Source organism: Acinetobacter sp. C13 (assembly GCF_016809775.1).
Taxonomy (GTDB): domain Bacteria; phylum Pseudomonadota; class Gammaproteobacteria; order Pseudomonadales; family Moraxellaceae; genus Acinetobacter; species Acinetobacter pittii.
The window spans coordinates 29,264-49,072 of record NZ_JAFBJL010000006.1 but is presented as its reverse complement, the minus strand read 5'-3'; the positions used below and the strand labels follow the sequence as shown (position 1 = coordinate 49,072).

23 protein-coding genes and 1 riboswitch are annotated in these 19,809 nt (G+C 38.2%); of the genes, 14 read left to right on the top strand and 9 right to left on the bottom strand.

What is annotated here, in order from left to right:
* Window positions 1-11 precede the first annotated feature (11 nt).
* Window positions 12-476 (top strand): heteropolymeric bacterioferritin subunit Ftn, encoded by a 465-nt coding sequence (ftn, locus tag JGE69_RS15570; RefSeq protein ID WP_001214863.1) that lies wholly within the window; start codon window positions 12-14, stop codon window positions 474-476.
* 289 nt (window positions 477-765) lie between these two features.
* Window positions 766-1,959, top strand: a complete 1,194-nt coding sequence (locus JGE69_RS15565) for an MFS transporter (RefSeq protein WP_199114137.1) — start codon at window positions 766-768, stop codon at window positions 1,957-1,959.
* Between the two features lie 69 nt (window positions 1,960-2,028).
* Here the strand turns inward: JGE69_RS15565 and JGE69_RS15560 are convergent, their stop codons facing one another.
* Window positions 2,029-3,462, bottom strand: coding sequence for an alpha,alpha-trehalose-phosphate synthase (UDP-forming) (locus JGE69_RS15560; RefSeq protein WP_199114088.1), 1,434 nt, complete (start codon window positions 3,460-3,462; stop codon window positions 2,029-2,031).
* The gene (gene otsB, locus JGE69_RS15555; protein ID WP_199114086.1) at window positions 3,450-4,301 is read right to left on the bottom strand and encodes a trehalose-phosphatase; all 852 of its coding nucleotides are present in this window, start codon (window positions 4,299-4,301) and stop codon (window positions 3,450-3,452) included. Before otsB ends, JGE69_RS15560 begins: the two co-directional genes overlap by 13 nt.
* A gap of 356 nt (window positions 4,302-4,657) precedes the next feature.
* Here otsB and JGE69_RS15550 point away from each other — a divergent pair, with 356 nt between their 5' ends.
* The 5 genes from JGE69_RS15550 (at window position 4,658) to bioD (ending at window position 9,313) form a co-directional block, all read left to right on the top strand.
* Window positions 4,658-5,389: an alpha/beta fold hydrolase gene (locus JGE69_RS15550; RefSeq protein ID WP_199114084.1), complete on the top strand. Its 732-nt coding sequence runs from the start codon at window positions 4,658-4,660 to the stop codon at window positions 5,387-5,389.
* Between the two features lie 93 nt (window positions 5,390-5,482).
* Window positions 5,483-6,763 (top strand): adenosylmethionine--8-amino-7-oxononanoate transaminase, encoded by a 1,281-nt coding sequence (bioA, locus tag JGE69_RS15545; protein ID WP_032006740.1) that lies wholly within the window; start codon window positions 5,483-5,485, stop codon window positions 6,761-6,763.
* 1 nt (window position 6,764) lies between these two features.
* Complete coding sequence (locus JGE69_RS15540; RefSeq protein ID WP_005803232.1) at window positions 6,765-7,922, top strand: 8-amino-7-oxononanoate synthase; 1,158 nt, start codon at window positions 6,765-6,767, stop codon at window positions 7,920-7,922.
* Window positions 7,919-8,668: a malonyl-ACP O-methyltransferase BioC gene (gene bioC, locus JGE69_RS15535; protein ID WP_199114082.1), complete on the top strand. Its 750-nt coding sequence runs from the start codon at window positions 7,919-7,921 to the stop codon at window positions 8,666-8,668. Before JGE69_RS15540 ends, bioC begins: the two co-directional genes overlap by 4 nt.
* Window positions 8,669-9,313, top strand: a complete 645-nt coding sequence (bioD, locus tag JGE69_RS15530) for a dethiobiotin synthase (RefSeq protein WP_005803230.1) — start codon at window positions 8,669-8,671, stop codon at window positions 9,311-9,313.
* 59 nt (window positions 9,314-9,372) lie between these two features.
* Here the strand turns inward: bioD and rluB are convergent, their stop codons facing one another.
* From rluB to JGE69_RS15505, 5 genes are all read right to left on the bottom strand, one after another.
* Complete coding sequence (gene rluB / locus JGE69_RS15525; RefSeq protein ID WP_002120431.1) at window positions 9,373-10,296, bottom strand: 23S rRNA pseudouridine(2605) synthase RluB; 924 nt, start codon at window positions 10,294-10,296, stop codon at window positions 9,373-9,375.
* Between the two features lie 41 nt (window positions 10,297-10,337).
* Window positions 10,338-10,934 (bottom strand): SMC-Scp complex subunit ScpB, encoded by a 597-nt coding sequence (scpB, locus tag JGE69_RS15520; protein WP_002120355.1) that lies wholly within the window; start codon window positions 10,932-10,934, stop codon window positions 10,338-10,340.
* Window positions 10,931-11,722: a segregation and condensation protein A gene (locus tag JGE69_RS15515; RefSeq protein WP_005803227.1), complete on the bottom strand. Its 792-nt coding sequence runs from the start codon at window positions 11,720-11,722 to the stop codon at window positions 10,931-10,933. The genes scpB and JGE69_RS15515 overlap by 4 nt, the downstream gene beginning before the upstream one ends.
* A gap of 223 nt (window positions 11,723-11,945) precedes the next feature.
* The gene (locus JGE69_RS15510) at window positions 11,946-12,563 is read right to left on the bottom strand and encodes an L-threonylcarbamoyladenylate synthase (protein WP_002120255.1); all 618 of its coding nucleotides are present in this window, start codon (window positions 12,561-12,563) and stop codon (window positions 11,946-11,948) included.
* A gap of 90 nt (window positions 12,564-12,653) precedes the next feature.
* A complete protein-coding gene (locus JGE69_RS15505; protein WP_005803226.1) occupies window positions 12,654-13,316 on the bottom strand; it encodes an elongation factor P hydroxylase in 663 nt (220 codons plus the stop codon).
* Between the two features lie 96 nt (window positions 13,317-13,412).
* Between JGE69_RS15505 and JGE69_RS15500 the strand changes: the two genes are divergently transcribed.
* The 6 genes from JGE69_RS15500 (at window position 13,413) to lysM (ending at window position 17,083) form a co-directional block, all read left to right on the top strand.
* A complete protein-coding gene (locus JGE69_RS15500; RefSeq protein WP_005803225.1) occupies window positions 13,413-13,973 on the top strand; it encodes a YceD family protein in 561 nt (186 codons plus the stop codon).
* Window positions 13,974-14,047: 74 nt separating this feature from the next.
* Window positions 14,048-14,233 (top strand): 50S ribosomal protein L32, encoded by a 186-nt coding sequence (rpmF, locus tag JGE69_RS15495; protein WP_000290730.1) that lies wholly within the window; start codon window positions 14,048-14,050, stop codon window positions 14,231-14,233.
* A gap of 151 nt (window positions 14,234-14,384) precedes the next feature.
* Window positions 14,385-15,371, top strand: a complete 987-nt coding sequence (gene fabD, locus JGE69_RS15490) for an ACP S-malonyltransferase (RefSeq protein ID WP_002120357.1) — start codon at window positions 14,385-14,387, stop codon at window positions 15,369-15,371.
* Window positions 15,368-16,102 carry a 3-oxoacyl-ACP reductase FabG gene (gene fabG, locus JGE69_RS15485; protein WP_002120395.1) on the top strand — a complete coding sequence of 245 codons (735 nt, stop codon included), beginning with the start codon at window positions 15,368-15,370 and terminating at the stop codon, window positions 16,100-16,102. The genes fabD and fabG overlap by 4 nt, the downstream gene beginning before the upstream one ends.
* An 84-nt stretch (window positions 16,103-16,186) precedes the next feature.
* On the top strand, window positions 16,187-16,423 hold the full coding sequence (gene acpP / locus JGE69_RS15480) for an acyl carrier protein (protein WP_001279871.1): 237 nt from the start codon (window positions 16,187-16,189) through the stop codon (window positions 16,421-16,423).
* A 186-nt stretch (window positions 16,424-16,609) separates the two neighbouring features.
* Window positions 16,610-17,083 carry a peptidoglycan-binding protein LysM gene (lysM, locus tag JGE69_RS15475; RefSeq protein WP_002120434.1) on the top strand — a complete coding sequence of 158 codons (474 nt, stop codon included), beginning with the start codon at window positions 16,610-16,612 and terminating at the stop codon, window positions 17,081-17,083.
* 44 nt (window positions 17,084-17,127) lie between these two features.
* Here lysM and JGE69_RS15470 read toward each other — a convergent pair whose 3' ends face one another.
* Window positions 17,128-17,895 (bottom strand): hydroxymethylpyrimidine/phosphomethylpyrimidine kinase, encoded by a 768-nt coding sequence (locus JGE69_RS15470; protein WP_016144494.1) that lies wholly within the window; start codon window positions 17,893-17,895, stop codon window positions 17,128-17,130.
* 97 nt (window positions 17,896-17,992) lie between these two features.
* On the opposite strand from JGE69_RS15470, the gene JGE69_RS15465 reads away from it, so the two are divergent.
* Window positions 17,993-18,667, top strand: a complete 675-nt coding sequence (locus tag JGE69_RS15465; RefSeq protein ID WP_000985177.1) for an HAD-IA family hydrolase — start codon at window positions 17,993-17,995, stop codon at window positions 18,665-18,667.
* Between the two features lie 65 nt (window positions 18,668-18,732).
* Here JGE69_RS15465 and ribB read toward each other — a convergent pair whose 3' ends face one another.
* On the bottom strand, window positions 18,733-19,392 hold the full coding sequence (gene ribB, locus JGE69_RS15460; RefSeq protein WP_005070969.1) for a 3,4-dihydroxy-2-butanone-4-phosphate synthase: 660 nt from the start codon (window positions 19,390-19,392) through the stop codon (window positions 18,733-18,735).
* Between the two features lie 90 nt (window positions 19,393-19,482).
* A riboswitch (FMN riboswitch) is annotated at window positions 19,483-19,633 on the bottom strand.
* Between the last annotated feature and the right edge of the window lie 176 nt (window positions 19,634-19,809).

Genomic DNA, 19,809 nt, shown 5'->3' with positions numbered 1-19,809 from the left:
GGAGATTTATTATGCGTGGCAATCCAGAAGTCATAGACTATTTAAATATGCTCATTGGCGGAGAATTGGCTGCCCGTGATCAATATTTAATCCATTCTCGTATGTATGAAGATTGGGGTTTAAATAAAATTTATGAGCGTATTGATCATGAGATGCAAGAAGAAGCTTCTCATGCTGATGCGATCATTCGCCGTGTATTGTTCTTAGGTGCTAAACCAAACATGCATCGTGAAGATATCAATGTTGGTACAGACGTTGTATCTTGTTTAAAAGCTGATTTGGCGCTTGAATATCATGTTCGCGAAAAGTTAGCGACAGGTATCAAGCTTTGTGAAGAGAAGGGCGATTACATTAGCCGTGATATGTTGCGTCAACAATTATCAGATACAGAAGAAGACCATACATACTGGTTAGAAAAGCAATTACGTTTAATTGAGTTGATTGGCTTACAAAACTATATTCAATCTCAAATTTAATAAAAAGACCCAGCTAAGACTGGGTTTTTTATTGGCTCATTTTAATAAAATGAAGTCTTAACTTGGATGTAAATTTTGTCAAATTGAACATATTCAAAGCCTTACTATATAAGGCTTTGGCAGTTACAAAAAAGTCAGAAAAATTGTATCACACCCCCTGTTTTTTTTATGAAATTGTTTATAATTTCGCCAATAAAACCCTTGCCTAGAAATTTAATGAGGCAAGGGTTTTTCTATGGAAAATCGGTTGGTATGGATCGCCAATGATTTTATGGTGAGTTCGCGAAATATGTTATTTACCAAACCTGCTGTTTTAGATACAGCTACTCTCCTAAGCACACAGCGTCTTGCAACACGACTAAGCTTTTTTAGCTTAGGTTTTGCGACTGCAGCTTGGGCACCTCTTATTCCTTTTGCACAGCACCGTTTAAATCTAAATCATGCCGATTTTGGTTTACTTTTGCTGTGTATGGGTATCGGGTCAATGATTGCTATGCCTGCGACTGGTGCTTTAGTAAAGCGCTGGGGATGTCGTCCGTTAATTGCTTTGGCATTGATGTTGTTAATGGTCTTATTGCCTAGCCTTACAATATGGAGCAGCATTGTGACCATGGCTGTAGCATTGTTTATCTTTGGATCGGCAGCAGGATGTCTTGGAGTAGCTATCAACTTACAAGCAGTAGTTGTTGAAAAACATAGTGTGCGAGCTCTCATGTCGAGCTTCCATGGAATGTGCAGTCTTGGTGGCTTAACAGGCGCTATGCTTGTGACAGCACTATTAGCCGTGGGCCTTTCTCCTCTAATGAGCACTTTATCAGTTGTTATGATTTTACTTGTTATTGGTGGCGTTGCTATTCCTTCTTGTTTAACGTCTTTTGAACAGGATGAAAAGCCACATGAAGATACCACTCAAGCGCCCAAAAAACTTTATCGTCCTGATGGCATTATTCTGCTTATTGGCATGATGTGTTTTATCGCCTTTTTATCAGAAGGTGCAGCAATGGACTGGGGTGGTATTTATTTAACAAGTAAATATCAGCTTAATCCTGCTTTTGCTGGTTTAGCTTACACTTTCTTTGCGCTTAGCATGACGACTGGTCGTTTTGCAGGTCATATCTTGCTTAAGCAATGGGGTGAAAAAAATATTGTGACTTATAGTGCAATTGGAGCTGCTATTGGTATGGCTGTTATTGTAACGGCACCAGTGTGGCAAGTGGTTGTATTAGGTTATGCACTATTAGGATTAGGTTGTTCTAATATTGTACCAGTGATGTTTTCTCGTGTTGGTCGACAAAACAATATGCCTAAAGCAGCAGCACTTTCTTTAGTATCAACAATTGCCTATACAGGTTCATTAAGTGGACCAGCTTTAATCGGTTTAATTGGGGAATGGACTGGTTTAAGTACGGTTTTAACAGGCGTCGCTGTATTACTATTTATTATTGCTTTACTTAACCGCTTTACATTAGTAAAGACAAATTAATTTATAAATAATAATCACCAAATAGCGAACATCGAGAAATTAAATTTCTCGATGTTCTTTTATTTAGATTTATAAAACCTGATAAATAGATTGATAATTATCTTGTAATAATCGCTGAGGCTTCATTAGTAAAGTTGGTGTCTTTTCTAAATCATCCAAGAAATTATTTCGCCAATAGGTAAGATCAGATGATGTTAATCCCTCTATCAATTGTTGATAACGATTAATACGCTCAGCTTTAGACATTTCTAAAGCCATTTTTAAAGCATCCATCATTGCCGCTCTATCTTGCGGGTCAACAATCAAGGCTTGAGACATTTGCTCAGCAGCACCAGCATATTTAGATAAAATGAGTACGCCCGGATTTTCTGGGTCTTGTGCCGCAATATACTCTTTAGCCACTAGATTCATACCATCACGTAGTGAACTGATCCAGCAAATATCTGAATGACGGTAAATGTGCATAAGATTATGGTGTTGTACCGTGTCATAGCAGCAATCTACAGGTCTCCAGTCCTCATGCGCAAACTCTTCGTTAATTAACTCCAGCTTGGTTTTAAAACGTTGGTATAAGCGTTGATAAGCTGGAATATCGGTACGAGAAGGAATTGCCACTTGAAGATGTCGAACTAGGCCATGATATTCAGGGCTGGTTTCCAAAAAGGTTGCAAATGCATTAAATCTTTCAAGTAAACCTTTTGAATAATCAATACGATCAACTCCAATAATTGTTTTTTGACGTGGTATTTCTTCAAAATTAAACACCGAAGAGGACGCCAAATCTTGTTGGGCTTGTTTTTGTATAAGTTCAGGTTGAACACCAATTGGGTATGATTTAATTAATATTTGACGTTTTTTGTAGCTAATACTGTTGCTTTGAATTTTTTGAGCTTCGAGTAAACTCAGACAAGTTTGCATGCATGCATTTTGGTCAATCTGAGTTTGTAAGCCAATAACATCATATTGGCTCAAGTCTTGAATTAACTGACGGGCTACCGGAATTTTGTGCCAGATATTCAGACTGGCAAAAGGAATATGTAAGAAGAAACCAATTTTGTTTTGCATGCCTAATTCACGGCAATAACGAGCAACACTAAAAAAGTGGTAATCGTGCACCCAAATAAGATCTTCAGGCTGAGCAAGCTCTTTTAGCTTTTGAGCAAATAAGCGATTAACCTTTTGATAGGTATTATATTCTTCTGCATCATATTCAATCAGATCATCTCTATGATGCATTGCTGGCCACAAAACTTTGTTAGCGAAACCACAATAATATTGGGCATATTGCTGATGAGTGAGAGGGCAGGTAATGTAATCAATTCCTTGAGAATAAGCCTGCGCAAATTCTGGCGCTTCGCTATCGGTAATTTGCTGCCCATTCCAGCCTAACCAGATGCCGTTACTATCATTTAGTGCATCTTGTACAGCTACAGCAAGACCACCTGCTGAAGCTTTACCCGATGGCATACTTATTCTGTTCGATAATACGATTAATTTAGACATAGTTTTTCTCCATTCTGATTTTGGCTATTTTTGACATATAAGCTTTTTATTCTGTTTTGAAATAAAAGAAGAAAATCCGCGACATTATCAATATCTTTTAATCTATATTTTGCTTGTGTTTCACCCGGACCTACTTTAATACTAAGGCCAGATTGCTGATTAATGTAAGTGAAACCAGATTCATCTGTTAAATCATCACCTATAAAAATAGGTAGCACAGCAGGTAAATCAAGATGATTTAATATAGTTTCAATTGCTCTACCTTTATCAGCTTGGTTTGGAATTAATTCAACAACAAATTTCCCTCTATTTATTTTTAATTGAGGATAATTTAAATTAATTCTTTGCATAATATTAATGGCATTATTTTCTAAATTAGGATTTTTACGATAATGTAAGGCAATAGAATATCCTTTATCCTCAATTAATAATTCAGGATATTTATCACAATTTTTGGTAATATCTTGTTTTAAATTTTTGAAATTAATACTGCTTAAATCTGGTCGAATATAGTTTCCTGAATCAAAATAAATATCTAAACCATGTAAACCAGCAATTGGAACTTCAATAGGATGTAGTAGTTTGCTTGCTGTATCTACATCACGACCTGTTACAGCAATAACAGGTATATTTAATTTAGTAATTTTTTTTATAACGTCTAAGGTAGTTTGTGGAATAAAACTATGCTCAGGATTAATTTGAAAGGGTGCTAATGTACCATCAATATCCAAAAATAAGCAGTAATTTTTATCTAAAGATAAGTTATTTATAATATCGTTGGGTGTAACAAAAGATGTATTTTTTTCTCTCCCATCAGATATTGTGTTTTGACTGTTCATATTAGCCTTCCTAATACTTTTTGATCAATAATTAATCTTCTAGCATTAAAATGAATTGGTGAGTCATTTTTTTTAATAAAAAAACATAAGTATTAACATTAATTACATTGCATAATGGATTTATAGGCGAAGTGTGGAGTATGTTGTTTTTTGATTGGCTTCAATGTTTAGATAATTAAATTTTTGTATATTTACTATGAATAATGCGGGTCTTACTTATCAATATATTTCAGAATATTAACTCATTATAAATGCTTAATTTCATGCTCTAAAATTTACTCTTTATATTGATTTTAAAAGATATTTTAACTCGATATTATTATATAATCCTTATAAAGTTGGCTTTGGACAGGCATATGAAGTTACAAAATAAAATTTTATTAATTACAGGTTGGGGAGTAGGAGTGGAGCCTTTGCAGTCCCTTAAATTGCAATTGGAAAAAGCTGGCTATCAAACACAACTTATTAATATTTTTAATATTTTAGATGCTAACTATTGTGCCCAGCTTGATTTAGTTACTGAGGTTGATGTATTAATAGGTTGGTCTTTAGGTGGACAGTTAGCAACTCAACTGGTTAATAATTTTTATGAACAAACAGGGCAAACTAAAACTTTAATTACGCTCGCTTCAAATCCTTGTTTTGTTACCAACGATAATTGGCAGACTGCTATGCCTGCTGATGTGTTTAGTCAATTTAAGACTTCTTTTTTACAAAACCCGCAAGCCACTTTAAAGCGTTTTTATTATTTAATTACACTCGGTTCATCTCAGGCTAAACAAGATTGGATAAGCATGCAAAACATAGCAAATCCGCCTTCAAGTGAATTGCTATCAGAAGGTTTGCAAATGCTTGAGCAACTAAATTTGGTAAATAACTTAAAAAACTATCTAGGTCCGCAGCTTCATGTGTTTGCCGAGCAAGATAATGTCATTCCTTGCAAAATTAGTGAAAATTTCAAGGATATCGCGACAGAAAACATGAGTTATAAAGTATTAGAAGGCGCTACTCATGCTTTTCCATACCTAGAAGTAGATCGAACAATTGAAGAAATCTGCCAATTTTTAACAATTCATCAGCAAAGTTAATAAGCTTTGGTTGATCTCGCAATTTTCTTTCATTCTTAACAGGTTTAACATGTGCTAAATGAAAGATTTAATTGCTGTAAAAGGGTATAGAGGATGACCGATAATTTTGATTTGGAACATATTTGGCATCCATATACCTCAATGACCCAACCTTTACCAACGTTTAAAGTTAAACGTGCCTATGGGGCAACGATTGAACTAGATGATGGGAAGACTTTAATTGATGGGATGTCGTCATGGTGGTGTGCAATTCACGGCTATAACCACCCTGAACTCAATCAGGCAGTGACAGATCAATTACAGAACATGTCGCATATCATGTTTGGTGGTTTAACTCATGATCCTGCAATTGAACTTGGAAAAATTCTTTTAAAAATTACGCCGCCAAGTCTCGATAAAATTTTCTATGCAGATTCAGGTTCGGTTGCCGTTGAAGTTGCTTTGAAAATGGCTGTGCAATTCTGGACAGCACAAGGCCAACCACAAAAAACAAATTTTATTACTACACGTTCTGGTTATCACGGTGATACATGGAATGCGATGTCGGTCTGTGATCCAGTGACAGGCATGCATCAAATTTTTGGTACAAGTTTACCGAACCGTCTTTTTGTAGCAGCACCGCAAACCAAATTTCATGAAGAGTGGAACCAAGAAGATATTGCCGAGCTAGAAGAAGCTATTCAGCAAAATCATGAAAACCTTGCTGCACTGATTATTGAGCCGATTGTACAAGGTGCAGGGGGGATGCGTTTTTATCATCCTGAATATTTACGTCAGGCGAAAGCACTTTGTGAACAATATAATCTGTTATTAATTTTTGATGAAATTGCCACTGGTTTTGGTCGTACAGGTAAGCTTTTTGCTTGGGAACATGCACAAGTTGAGCCAGATATTATGTGCCTAGGTAAAGGGCTAACGGGCGGCTACATGACGTTATCTGCTACTTTAACGACAAAGTATGTAGCAGAAACCATTAGTCGCGGTGAGGCTGGGGTATTTATGCACGGCCCAACTTTTATGGCCAATCCACTTGCTTGCGCGGTCGCTTTAAAAAGTACCCAATTATTAATTGAGCAAGATTGGCAGGCTAATATTGAGCGAATTGAACAACAGCTTAGCCAATATTTAACGCCTTTAAGTCAGCTTGATTATGTTGCCGATGTGCGAGTGCTGGGTGCAATTGGTGTAGTAGAACTCACCTTTAATGTTGATATGAAAACTTTACAGCAACAATTTGTAGACCGCGGAATCTGGATCCGTCCTTTTGGAAAATTGGTTTATGTGATGCCACCGTATGTCATCACGCATCAAGAGTTAAGCGATTTGCTCGAACAATTGGTTGAAGTTGTTCAAACGATGCAGGGAGCGAATTAAGATGTCATTGCTTGATCATTTTTCTGCCGAATTAGATGAGTTAAAGCAACAAGGTAACTTTAGACAATTTACCCAAAATGTGCAGCACGGACGTTTTATTACGATTCAAAATAAAACGATGCTCAACTTAGCTTCAAATGACTATCTTGGGTTGGCTGCTGATATCAATCTTCGTCAAGAGTTTTTAGATAGCTTTCCAATCGAGCGTAGCTATTTTAGTTCATCATCTTCACGTCTATTAACGGGCAATTTTGATGAATATGAACAATTAGAAAATAGCCTAAGCCAAGCATTTGGTGGTCGCGCGGCACTATTATTTAATAGTGGCTACCATATGAATATTGGTATTTTGCCAGCTCTTGCTGATAGTAAAACTTTAATATTGGCGGATAAGTTAGTTCATGCCAGTATGATTGACGGTATACGTTTATCTGGCGCTCAGTATGTGCGTTATCGACATAACGATTTACAACACTTGGAACAACTCCTCCAGAAATATCATGATGATGACAAGATTGAACGAATCATTGTGGTCACAGAAAGTATTTTTAGTATGGACGGTGATGAGACGGATTTAGCCGCTTTAGTTCAGCTAAAAAAACGGTTTGCTAAAACTATGTTATATGTTGATGAAGCGCATTCAATTGGCGTTCGTGGTCAGCAAGGCTTAGGATGTGCTGAACAATATAATGTGATTCAGGAAATTGATTTTCTGGTTGGTACATTAGGTAAAGCATTAGCGGCGGTCGGTGGTTACATTATTTGCGATCCAATTATTAAAGATTATCTCATTAATAAAATGCGCCCACTTATTTTTAGTACTGCACAGCCTCCGATTGTTATGGCATGGGCAAACTTTATTTTTCAGAAAGTATTACTCGCTCAATCTCAACGTGAACACTTAAAAAATATTAGCCAATATCTTCAACAAGCTGTTGTACAGAAGGGCTACGATAGCCCATCCACCAGCCATATTATTCCAGTCATTGTTGGAGAAAGTCAGGCTGCTATCAATAAAGCGATGCAGGTTCAGGCAAGTGGTTTTTATGCCATGCCTGTGCGTCCACCAACAGTACCTAAAAACAGTTCGCGTTTGCGTATTTCTTTAACGTCAATGGTGCAGCAACATGAGCTTGAAGAATTGGTGAGTTTTCTGTGAGTTTGAATAAAAACTTAGTTGCCCAGCGTTTTGCCAAAGCAGGGCAAAGCTATTCAGAGCATGCAATTGTTCAAAAACAGATTTGCCAAAATTTAACAGGTTTAGTTCAGCAGTTCTGCCCGACTACGATGTCGTGTGTCTTTGAAATTGGTTGTGGTTCTGGCAATTTAACTCGTCTTCTTGCTACATCTTTTCAGTTTGAAGAGTTAATTTTGAATGATCTATATGCAGATGTGCAGCAGCACTTTAGTCATCAAGAAAATTTAAAATGGTTGATTGGGGATATTGAAACTTTAGATTTCCCTCAGCAGCTGGATATGATTGTTTCAGGTTCAGCTTTACAGTGGATGCAAGATTTACCGCATTTGCTCGAACGTTGTAATGAGGCTTTAACTGAGCGAGGTTGGTTATGCTTTTCAACATTTGGCTATAAAAACTTATTAGAGATTAAAGAATTAACAGGACAGGGTTTAAGTTACTGGTCAGTTGAAAATTGGAGTAGTGCCTTAACTCAGGCTGATTTTGAGATTTTGCATTTGTCAGAATCAGAAACTCAACTCTATTTCGATTCACCTAAAGCTGTGTTGCAACATTTAAAAGCAACAGGTGTAACCGCAACGGCTCAGCATCGTTGGACTAAGCAAACTTTACAACAGTTTTATCAAGATTATGATCGGTTTAAGTGTGTCGAGGGATATTCCCTAACATATCATCCGATTTATTGTATTGCCCGGAGAGTGAAGTAAATGAGTGGTCAGATCTATTTTGTGAGTGGGATTGATACCGAAATTGGTAAAACCTACGCGACAGGTTTCTTAGCAAAATTATGGACTGAGCAGGGTAAAAAAGTGATTACCCAAAAACTCATTCAAACAGGTAACGCTGATGTTTCTGAGGATATTGAAAAGCATCGTGAAATTATGGGACAGGGCTGGTTTCAAGAAGATCATGACAAGCTAACCATGCCTGAAATCTTCAGTTATCCTGCTTCACCTCATCTTGCAACACGTCTTGATAACCGAGAAATTGATTTTCAAAAAATTGAAGATGCGATCCAAACATTGGCGGAGCGTTTTGAAATCGTATTGTTGGAAGGTGCTGGAGGCTTAATGGTGCCATTAACCACCAGTCTGCTGACCATTGATTATGTTGCTCAGCATCAGTTTCCCGTTATTTTAGTAACATCTGGTCGTTTAGGAAGTATTAACCATACTTTGCTTAGTCTTGAAGCGCTTAAGTCTCGTGGGTTGAAGTTGCATGCCTTGGTTTATAACCTAAAAGATGAATCAAAAGATCCATTAATTTCTCAAGATACTTCAAATTATTTGAAAGATTACTTAGCTATTCATTTTCCCGAAGCTGAATGGATTGAACTGGCAAAAATGAATTAAGTTAAACGGCTATAAAAAAACCGCTCAAATTTGAGCGGTTTTTACATCTTTTTAATAGCTTAGAATTTCTTCGAACCGCGGTTAAAACCAGTCGATTTACGTTGGTTCCCTGTGTTAACAGGAGCTTCTTTTTCATCATCACGACGTTGTTGACGTAAGTATCCGCCACGACGTGCTGCCATTGGTTTTTCAGTCATACGATCAGTACGGCGTTTTGCCATACCAAATAAACCTGTACCTTGACGTGGTTTTAACTCAACCGATTTGGCTAAGTTGTCGATGTCAGTTTTGTCGAGTTCCATCCAACGACCAGTACGTAATTCGCGCGGTAAAATAACTGTGCCGTAGCGTGTACGTAATAAACGGCTTACTTTAAGATCTTGCGATTCAAAAATACGACGTACTTCGCGGTTACGACCTTCTTTTACTACAACTTGGTACCAGCGGTTAATACCTTCACCACCAATTTCAGAGAATGATTCGAATTTGGCAGGGCCATCTTCGAGCTCTACTCCGTTGACCATGTTTTGGCGTAGTTTTGGCGTTACTTCACCCATTACTCGAACAGCATATTCACGTTCGATTTCATTAGATGGGTGCATTAAGCGGTTAGCAAGTTCACCATCATTTGTGAATAGTAATAAACCAGTACTGTTAATATCCAGACGACCTACCATTACCCAGCGGTCATTGGCAATTTGTGGTAAATGATCAAATACGGTTGGGCGTTTTTCAGGATCATTACGTGAACAGATTTCACCCTCAGGTTTATAATAAATCAGTACGCGACGACGAATTTCGTCTTCAATCTGAAACTGAACTTTACGGCCATCAATGCGTAATTCATCGCCTGGTTCAATGCGCTCACCCACTTGGGCAACACGACCGTTTACACTCACGCGTCCTGCGGCAATAACCTCTTCCATATATCGGCGGGAACCTAATCCGATTCGCGCTAATACTTTTTGCAATTTTTCACTCATGACAGCACAACCTTAGACATAATGATCAACAGTCCACCTCTTTATGATTTCGGTGCATTTGCATCGAGAGCCATAAAGGCTTCCTTGGCGTTCTGTAGGGGAGGCAATTGGCCTAGAGAGGCTAGACCAAAAGCATTCAGAAACTGAGGCGTTGTAATTAGCAACGCAGGTCTTCCGGGTAAATCTCTAAAACCGGCTTCTTTAATCCAGTTCCAGTCAAATAGTGTTCTAAGAATCTGACTATTATTAGATACACCACGAATTTGTTCAATATCAGCTCGGGTAACCGGTTGATGATAAGCAATGACAGCCAGGGTTTCTAGTAATGAAGGCGACAGTTTTGTTGGTCGCTCTGGCCAAATTTGCGCAATAATACTACGATATTTAGATCTTACCTGAAAGCGAAACCCTTGTGCTGTTTCAATCAGCTCAATAGATCGACCATGTTGTAATAGCGCGAGCTGTTGCAAGAGCTGACGAAGCTGTTGTTTATTATATTGATTGTTAAATGCTTCTTTTAAGCGGGCAATTGAAACAGGCGCTTCACTGGCAAAGATAATTGCTTCAAGTTGTAATAAGACTTCATGATGTATGTCAGCTAATGACAAATCACTATTATTTTGTTCAAAACTACTCATATTGAAGATCCTTGAATTGCTAACGGGGCTTCAATACCAGTGGCAATAATTTTAATTTTCTGTTGGCGAGTCAATTCTAAAACTGCCATAAAAGTAACAACCATTCCCATACGACCTTGCTGGGGATTGAGTAATTCTTTAAAACTTAACACATCACCAGACTCTAATTTCTCTTCAATATATGCAATACGTTCTTCGAGCAAAACAGGTTCTTGAGCGACAACATGGGTAATAGGTTCAGGGCGATTAAATACACAGAACAACGCATCATGTAGCGCTGAGATATCGTAACCTTCATAAACAGGAGAGATATGCCCTAAGCTTACATTGGCACTAAATGTATCGCGCTCAAGAATTGGCATTTGACCTAAACGCTCAGCTGCTTGCTTAATGCGTAGATAGCTTTCAAGACGATCAATAAGCTCCTGCTTAGGATCTTTTTCAATACTTATAATTGTAGGTTTTGGTAGAAGTAGGCGAGACTTCAAGTCAGCCAATAAAGCAGCCATCACCATATAATCTGCTGTCAACTCGATATTTAAAGATTTCATGCTATCCATATAGGCCAAATATTGAGTCGCTATAGGAGCAATATCGAGTTGAATTAAATCGAAACCGTTTTTCTGAATCAGATAAATTAAAAAATCTAATGGACCTTCAAACCGCTCGAGCAAAATCTCAAATGCAGCTGGAGGTATATAGAGATCTTCTGGAATTTTGTCATGCCACTCATCTAAAACACGGATGTGTGGAGCGTCTTCCATGGATTGATGAAGTGATTGATTCATTACGATTATAAGCCACGCGAATTTTCAAAAGCATGAGACTTGTTATTCAAGTCCTAGACAGCTGTAAGTAGAAGAACAGCAGATAGTGAAAATCATTCTAAATGAATTGTGTCTTTTAATAAATTACTTAACGACTAAAGTGTAAAAAAAATCCAAAATAAATAAAGAGTATTTTTTTGAGTGATAATACTTTTTTTTAAACTATTGGTAAAAAAGTAAGTGCTTATTCAAAAGCACTTACATCGCCAACACCACGGCGGATAATTTCAGGATGTTCGCCCGATAAATCAACGATACTTGTACTGGTCAAGGTACCAAAACCTCCGTCAATAAATACATCAATTCGTTTATCTAACTGATTTTCAATATCGTAAGGGTCATCTAGAGGGTCTTCTTGACCCGGTAAAATTAATGTACTGGTGAGTAGCGGCTCACCAAGTTCTTGTAATAAAGCCTGACAAATCGGGTTGCTTGGAATACGTAAACCAATCGTTTTCTTTTTAGGGTGCATCAATCTACGAGGAACTTCACTTGTTGCAGGTAAAATGAATGTAGTAATAGCTGGTGTATTCGCTTTCAATAAACGATATGTCGCATTATCAACTTTTGCATAAGTTGCAATATCAGATAAGTCACAGCACATAATGGCATATTGATGTTTAGGCCCTAAGCCACGAATCTGTGCAATACGTTCCATGGCATTTTTATTACCGATTTGACACCCAATCGCATAGGCAGCATCGGTAGGGTAGACCACAACATCTCCTGCTCGGATACGTTCAACCGCTTGGGCAATGAGGCGTTGCTGTGGATTTTCAGGATGTACATGTAAATGCATCATATTTTAGAGACTCCATCACGCCAGTGTTAAAAATAATTATTAGGCTTTTTAAATGGCCTAGGCAAGCAATTAACGTAGCTTTTTTGTCAATTAATCAAGGAGTTCACGTTTAAATTCATTTAATTGTAAAGGTGTACCCGAACGTGTACATTGGCAAATAAAACCAATAAATGCTGCTGCATCACGTGGCAACTTAGCTTCACCCGAAAAGTAACGTTGCACTTGAGCATAAACGTTATCTTTAAATAGTTTGCCATCACCGCTATCACCTGTAAGGTTATCGAGTGAAACTCTAAATTTTCGGCCAAAAGATTGCGCAAATAACCATTCAATTGCTTGTGGCTTAATTTCTACTTGTTCAAATAAACTTTGCTGTTCTTGGGTGCGACCATCAGGTGCATACCAATAACCTAAATCTGGTAATAGACGTCTTTTTTCACCTGCAATAGACCAGTGACTAATTTCATGCAAAGCACTATTAAAGAAACCGTGAGCAAATTGGATCTTGGCTGGTTCTTTATTTGTCGCTGGAAAATATTCAGGTTCAAAATCACCACGAACTAATGTCACATTATGGTGGGAAAACCAGTGATTAAAGTGTAAAATAAGCCAATCAACTTGCTCAGACTCCGATTTTGAGCTTGACCATGGTGAGAGTTGCACTAGGTCAGGTACAAAGGTTTTCTGATGAGTTGAATGGGTGCAAACGAGTAATGAAGTGTTAACTTCAGGTTGCGGCTGCAACAGGTGCATTGCTTAATTTACCCCGAGTTCTGTCTAAAGAAGTGCAAAATTGTATCTTAATCTTTGACAGAGTACCGATGAATTTGTAGAATTGCCGCCTTAATTATGTCAGCAAATACCTTTCCGGCACAGATTGAGCCGTTTAAATGGGCTGAACAAGGCTTTACATGGTCAGGTCAACTGCCCTTGTCTCGCTTTGCTCGTATCGCTCGTGAAGCTGTTGGATCAATTGATAACCAATTGATCAACATAGACTGTAAGCTATCAATGGATGCATATCATCGCATTGTGTGGATGGACGGTCACATGGACACGAAAGTTCCAATGGAGTGCCAACGTTGTTTGGAACCTGTTGAAATGCTTCTTGTCTTAGACTTCCATATTGCATTAGTGGATGATGAGTCACTGATAGAGCGCTTGGATGAGGATGCTGATTTCATCGTTTTAGGTGAAAGTGAGTCTTCGACGAAAGGCGATTATGATACGCCTGCCTCGATTAACTTACTCGCATTACTAGAAGATGAACTGTTATTGTTGATGCCTTTATCTCCCAAGCATGATGCTTGTGAACATAAACATCAACCTACCATTCAGAATGTTGTCGAAGAAAAACGGGATAATCCGTTTGATGTTTTGGCAGGTTTGAAGGGTAAACTTAACTCATAATTTGTGTTATAATTGTGAGATAAGACAACTGAATTTGTTCTGATCCATTTTTTCGATCTTTGTAAGGAGCCATCATGGCCGTTCAGCAAAACCGTAAAAGTCGCTCTCGCCGTGACATGCGCCGTTCACATGACGCTTTAACCGAGAATGCATTAACAGTAGACCAAGCAACTGGTGAAACTCATCGTCGTCACCACGTGACTAAAGACGGTTTCTACCGTGGTCGTCAATTATTCGCTAAAGCAGCTGATGCTGAATAATTGCATGATATGCATTAAGCGTGATGCTTAAGTATAGAAAAAATGGGAGCGAAAGCTCCCTTTTTTTGTTGTTTTTCGCAATTATAAATATATAAATAACATGTTAAATTTCCGCTCCAGAAATGAGTGAAAACCCAAAAAAGGATTTCTTATGTCTGCTAAACGTCTTGAACAAGTAGCTTTAGCCACAAAAACTGCATTTGTGTTTCCTGGTCAAGGTTCACAAAAAGTCGGTATGCTTGCTGAACTAGCAGAACAGTTTAGTGGGGTCGGGCAAACTTTTGCAGAAGCTTCAGATGCTCTTGGATTTGATCTTTGGCATATTGCGCAAAGTGGCGAAGGTCTCGACCAAACAGAAAATACCCAACCTGTGTTATTAACTGCCAGTATCGCTTTATGGCGTGTATGGCTTGATTTAGGTGGTCTGGCACCTAAATACCTTGCAGGACATTCACTAGGTGAATACAGTGCATTGGTAGCTGCAGGCTCTATGAGCTTGGCGGATGCAGTTAAATTAGTTAACTTGCGTGGCAAGCTCATGCAAAGTGCTGTACCTCAGGGTCAAGGGGCTATGGCTGCAATCCTTGGTTTGGCTGATGAAAAAGTAGTTGAACTTTGTCAAACCGTGAGTGCGTCAGGTGAAGGTTCTGTAGAAGCTGCAAACTATAATTCACAAGGTCAAGTTGTGATTGCAGGAAGTACAGCTTCTGTACAAGAAGTCATGGCTTTGGCAAAAGAGCAGTCAGCTAAAGCAATTGCTTTACCAGTGTCAGTTCCTTCTCATTGTTCGTTGATGAAACCTGCCGCTGAGAAATTTGCAGAAGCTTTGGAACAAACTGCCATTGAGCTACCTACCATTCCTGTAATACAAAATGTCAACGCGGGAATAGCTACCGATGTTGCTCAATTGCGTCAGGCATTAACTGCACAATTGTACCAATCAGTACAATGGACACGTACCATGCAGTCTCTACAAGACCAAGGTATTCAATACATTGTTGAGTGTGGTCCAGGTACAGTATTGAGTAACCTCGCAAAGCGTTTACCAAATATTGAAAAAGCTTTTTCTATTGATAGTAAGAGCAAAATGGAAGATGCCCTAAATGCTGTTTTAGTGGCAGAAGGAAAAATTGCATGACACAAGAACGCAAAGTTGCATTAGTAACGGGCGCGAGTCGGGGTATTGGCGCTGCCATTGCCCAGCAACTTATTCAAGACGGTTATTTTGTTGTAGGTACTGCGACTTCTGAATCTGGTGCACAAAAGTTAAGTGATAGCTTTGGTGAACAAGGTGCAGGTTTGGCGCTCGACGTGCGTAATCTCGACGAGATTGAAGCAGTCGTTTCTCATATTGAACAGAACTATGGTCCTGTACTTGTTCTAGTTAACAATGCAGGTATTACGAAAGACAATTTGTTGCTTCGTATGTCTGAAGATGATTGGGATGACATTCTCAACATTCACCTTAAAGCAGTTTATCGTTTATCTAAACGTGTGCTTAAGGGGATGACGAAGGCACGTTTTGGTCGAATTATTAATATCAGTTCTGTTGTAGCTCACTTTGCAAACCCAGGTCAAGCGAACTATTCTGCTGCTAAAGCAGGTATTGAAGCATTCAGCCGTAGCCTTGCAAAAGAGATGGGTAGCCGCCAAATTACTGTAAACAGTGTGGCACCAGGCTTTATTGCAACAGAAATGACAGATGCACTTAGTGAAGACATTCGCAAAAAAATGAGTGATCAAGTGGCTTTAAATCGCTTAGGTGAGCCACAAGATATCGCAAATGCGGTTAGTTTCCTTGCAAGTGATAAAGCAGGTTACATTACCGGTACGGTATTACATGTAAATGGTGGTTTATACATGGCCTAACGCCGATGTATAAACTTTTAAAAATTTTTATATTCAATTAAACTAGTGGCAAATTAAACGCCACAAGCAATGAGGAGAATTCCTGTGAGCGATATCGAACAACGCGTTAAACAAGCGGTTGCAGAACAACTTGGTCTTAAAGCTGAAGAGATTAAAAACGAAGCATCTTTTATGGATGACTTAGGTGCTGACTCTTTAGATTTAGTTGAACTTGTTATGTCTTTCGAAAACGACTTCGACATCACTATCCCTGATGAAGATTCTAACGAAATCACTACAGTTCAATCTGCAATTGACTATGTAACTAAAAAACTTGGTTAATTCGTATATTGCTGAATAAAAAGAAGGCCACCGTAAGGTGGCTTTTTTTATTTTAGAAAAAATTTAAGAGATACATATTTTTACAAGATCAACCTCAATTGATAGCAGAGGTATAACTTTTTTGAAGTATAACAATAAAGGTCAGTTTAATGACTTTACTATAAACAATAATATGAGGACTAAAAGATGGGTCTTTTTGATTTTGTAAAAGGTATTGGCAAGAAAAATACCGCACCAGCAGAACCACAACCAGCTCCAGCAACACCAGCAGAACCTTCTGCACAAGAAGTTGCAAATAAATTATTAGGTTTAATTAAAAGTTTGGGCTTAGGGGTAGAAGGCTTATCTGTAACCTATAACGGTACTACTGATACTGCAATTATTAAAGGGCAGGTAAAAAGCCAAGCAGATAAAGAGAAAATTATTCTTATTGTTGGAAACATTGATCATGTGGCTCAAGTAGATGACCAGATGACAGTGGCAACTCCTGAACCGGAAAGTAAATTTTATACCGTGAAATCAGGTGACAACCTTTCAAAAATTGCGAAAGAAGTTTACGGCGATGCAAATCAATATCCAAAAATCTTTGAAGCAAATAAACCAATGTTAAAAGATCCTGATGAGATTTTCCCAGGACAAGTTTTACGTATTCCTCAATAATTAAGATTAATAAAAAAGGCGCTTTAAGCGCCTTTTTTGTGCTTTTAAAAACGCTTTGGAATCTTTTGTCCGTTTGGTACAGGGGTGTCTGCATTTTTTAAAACACCGAATAACCATGTTTCAGCATGCTGTACTGCAATTTTTAAAGAATCACCTAAAGCTAAACGGCCAGCGATAAAGCTAGCTAAAGAACAACCTGAGCCGTGATATTCACCTTCAAGGCGAGGACAGCTACTACTCGCTGCTAGTTCACCATCGATATATAAACTATTTTTAATATGATCTGGTGTATCTTCGTGTCCACCTTTCACTAGAACAGCTTTAGCACCCATTTCAAAAAGTTTTTGAGTGGCTTGATCTAAATCAGTAATACCTGTTAAAGCGCGTAATTCAACGGTATTTGGAGTAATAATAGTTGCTAGAGGAATAAGCTCAACGAAAGCTTTAACCAGAGTTGCCTGATCACCTAAAGAACCACCACTATTTGCGACTAAAACAGGATCAAGTACATATTGGTAGTCAGGATGTGCACGAAGAAATTCAGCTAGAGCAGCAATATTATCTGTAGTGCCAAGCATGCCAGATTTAACGCATTTAATTGGTAAGTCACCTACAACTGCATTTGCTTGTGCTAATAAAAGTTCTTTTGAGGTCGCTTCGAAGCCAAATACTTGTTGTGAGTTTTGAATGGTGAGGGCAGTACATGCAATTGCTGCATGGGCACCACTTTGTCCAATTGCTTCGATATCGGCTTGTAAACCTGCACCACCTGAAGGGTCTAAACCCGAGAAACAAAGTACGGTTGGACGCACGGTTATTTCCTTTTCAATTTAAATTTACGTTAGTATAAGAGAGTTTAATTAAACTCTCGACCAATTGAATTAAATACTTTACTGGGTTAGTGATTGAATGGCTATAAAACATATTTTGATTGATTTAGATGGAACCTTAACAGACCCTAAAGTTGGTATCCATACATCAATTCGTTATGCAATGGATAAGTTAGGTTATCCATTAGCTGCCGATTTAAATATTGATTGGACGATTGGCCCACCTTTAAAAGCGTCATTAGCAAAATTATTAGCTACTCAAGATGATGTACTAGCTGAGCAAGCTTTACTTGCTTACCGTGAGCGTTTCTCGGTGATTGGTTTATTTGAAAATGAAGTATATCCATCTGTTGCGGAAACACTTAAGGCCTTAAAAGCAGAAGGGTATCGTTTGTTCGTTGCTACTGCTAAACCAACGATTTATGCAAAACGAATTTTAGATCATTTTGAATTAAGCCAATATTTTGTACAAATTTACGGTAGTGAATTAACGGGTGAGCGGACCAATAAAGCTGAGCTTATCCATTATATTCTTGAACGTGAGCAATTAAACCCAGAAGAATGCTTAATGGTAGGTGATCGTCAATATGATGTTTTAGGCGCCCGTCATAATGGTATTGAAGCGGTAGCGGTGACTTATGGTTATGGGACACCAGAAGAACTTACTCAAGCACAACCTAAAGCAAAGATTACAAAATTTTCTGAACTTTTAGATTATGTTGAAGAACAGGCCGCACAAAAGAAAGTTTCTTAAATTTCAAGAATTATAATTTAGAGGTTTGACCTGCAAGTGAACAAGTCAAACCTTTTTATTTATTTTTAAATACCGTGTTGTTGACGATATTGTACAAGCTCTTCAATTGTAATCACGGTTAAATGATGAGTTTGAGCATATGCTAAAACTTGAATTCCTGATGCCATTGTCCCATCCGGATTGGTTAATTCACATAATACTCCAGCAGGTTTTAAACCAGCTAATCTTGCTAGATCAATTGTTCCCTCGGTATGACCTCGACGAGTAAGGACTCCACCATTACGTGCACGTAATGGGAAAACGTGACCCGGACGATTTAAGTCACTTGCAACAGCACCATCTTTAATAGCAGTTTGAATGGTTGTTACACGGTCTTTAGCAGAAACACCAGTGGTAACGCCTTGAGCTGCCTCAATGGTCACTGTAAAAGCGGTATGAAACTGGCTTGAGTTTTGAGAAACCATTGGAGGGAGTTCTAGATGATCTGCTAGCTCTTCTGTAAGGCATAAACATACAATCCCTGAACCATCACGAATCATACGTGCCATTGTTTCTACCGTTAAAGTTTCGGCTGCAACAATTAAATCTGCTTCATTTTCGCGATCAAAGTCGTCCATAACCAAGACAGGCTTGCCTTGACGGATATCTTCTAATGCTTGTTGAATGCGTTGCTCAGCAGGAGAGAGGGCTGAGAAAAAAAGTTCTGGTTGAATTAAGCTAGACATAATGAAACGCTCTCGTAAAAATACGGTTGAACATTTCAGGACTGATGTAAAAACAGGCTGGCACTGAAATAAAACGGATTTATCCCAGTTCGTCGTCTTCTTTCATCCGGACTATACCGTCGGCTTTGGAGTTTCACCAAATCTGCTCAAATTACACAATTTAAGCTCGTGGGCTTGTTAATCTATTTATAAAAATTAACTCTACCACCGGTGGGGAATTACACCCCGCCCTGAAGCGATGGGTTTTATTATAGCGCGCTTGATAAAATTGGCTAGATGCTTTTATAGAATGCTAAGTTTCTTTATGAATAAGCATTTTCATAAATCGAAATAGGCTTTTTAACAAGAGCTTACTTGTTGATATGAAAATGGAATGCTATGTTTTTTATAGAAAATTATAAATAAAATAGGTGTTTC